Origin of the sequence: Aeromicrobium sp. (assembly GCF_036676885.1) — a bacterium.
GTDB lineage: Bacteria > Actinomycetota > Actinomycetes > Propionibacteriales > Nocardioidaceae > Aeromicrobium.
Genome location: NZ_JAKFCB010000215.1, coordinates 1 through 1953 on the forward strand (window position 1 = coordinate 1; position 1953 = coordinate 1953).

The 1953-nt window shown below is 65.2% G+C and carries 1 protein-coding gene; it reads left to right on the forward strand.

What is annotated here, in order from left to right; translation table 11 throughout:
• Positions 1-1953: beta strand repeat-containing protein (locus V6M46_RS09845; RefSeq protein WP_442880495.1), on the forward strand; the 1953-nt coding region annotated here is incomplete at both ends.

Sequence of the window (1953 nt, forward strand, 5' to 3'; positions counted from 1 at the left end):
TGACCATCCGCGGCAGCGGCAGCGGCCGGGAGTCGATCTGGCTCAATACGGCCGCGGCGGCCACCGTCGACGTGCAGACGGCGGACGGCAGCGATTTGGTCTACGGCGGGGCCGGCACCGCAGCGATCAGCACTGGCAAGGGCGGCGACCAGGTTTCCCTGTCGAGCGGCGCCGCGACGGTCAACAGCGGCGACGACGGGGACGTCATCTATCTGGGGACCGGGCAGGCGACGGTCAATGCCGGCGCCGGCAACGACACCGTCTACACGCACCTGAGCAACAGCGTCTACATCAACAACGTGTACTACGGAGCAAACACGACCGGCGGATGGAATGCCGGCAATTCGCTCGACGGCGGCGCGAACTTCGACACGCTTTACTTCTACGGGCCAGGGACATTCGACCTGACGGCCAACTCCATCGTCAATTTCGAGCAGCTCTACCTTGGCGCGTCATCGTTGACCTTGGTCGTGAACAACGATCTGCTCTCGACCGTGACGTCCATCGGCTCGAATTACGCCAGCAACCGGCTGGCAGTCACCGATGCGTCCGTCAACCTGAGCAACAAGTCGGTCTCCAACCTGACCATCACCAGCAACAACGCGACCGGCACCACCTTCACCGTCAACAGCACGCAGACTGCGTTCCAGATCTTCGGCGGCAGTGGCGGCGCGGACGTCCTGAACGCGCCGACACTCACCCTCACGTCGGACCAGCGCGGAATCATCTTCGCCACCTCGTCCATCGAGTCGATTGTCGACAGCACCGGCAGCTATTCGGCGCCCGCCGCTGATCCGGCCGTCTTCAAGCTGACCAGCGGCAGCGACACGGTGCCGCCGGTGGGTGTTACCCCACCCGACAGCATCACGGTCAACGCTTCGACCGTCACGCTCACCAGCGGCGATCGTCTGCATGGCGGCGCCACCGGCACCGATGTGCTCGCCCTCTATGGGGGCGGCATTTTCGATCTGCGCGCCTCGGGCGTGGCAGAGCTCACCGGGTTCGAAGAGGTCCGGCTCGTCAACTTCACGGCGAACGAGGCCGGGCTGATCCTGCGCGGCACGGCGGATCCGGTGACCATCCGCGGCAGCGGCAGCGGCCGGGAGTCGATCTGGCTCAATACGGCCGCGGCGGCCACCGTCGACGTGCAGACGGCCGATGGCGGCGATGTCGTCTACGCCGGAGCCGGTACGGCCGTCGTCAGCACCGGCAAGGGCGGCGACCAGGTCTCCCTGTCGAGCGGCGCCGCGACGGTCAACAGCGGCGACGACGGGGACACTATCCGTCTGGGGACCGGGCAGGCGACGGTCAATACCGGCGCCGGCAACGACACGGTCTACACGCACCTGAGCAACAGCGTCTACATCAACAACGTGTACTACGGAGCAAACACGATCGGCGGATGGAATGCCGCCAACTCGCTCGACGGCGGCGCGAATTCCGACTCGCTTCAGTTCTACGGGTCAGGGACGTTCGACCTGACGGCGAACTCCATCGTCAATTTCGAGAGTCTCTACCTTGGCGCGTCATCGCTGACCTTGATCGTCGACAACGACCTGCTCTCGACAGTGACGTCCATCGCCTCCAGTGTTGGCAGCAACCGGCTGGCAGTCACCGATGCGTCCGTGGACCTGAGCAACAAGTCGGTCTCCAACCTGACCATCACCAGCAACAACGCAGCCGGCACCACCTTCACCGTCAACAGCACGCAGACTGCGTTCCAGATCTTCGGCGGCAGTGGCGGCGCTGACGTCCTGAACGCGCCGACACTCGCCTTCACGTCGGACCAGCGCGGCATCATCTTCGCGACCTCGTCCATCGAGTCCATCATCGACAGCACCGGCAGCTATTCGGCGCCCGCCCCCGATCCGGCCGTGTTCAAGCTGACCACCGGCAGCGACACGGTCCCGCCGGTGGGTGTCACTCCGCCCGACAGCATCACGGTCAACGCTT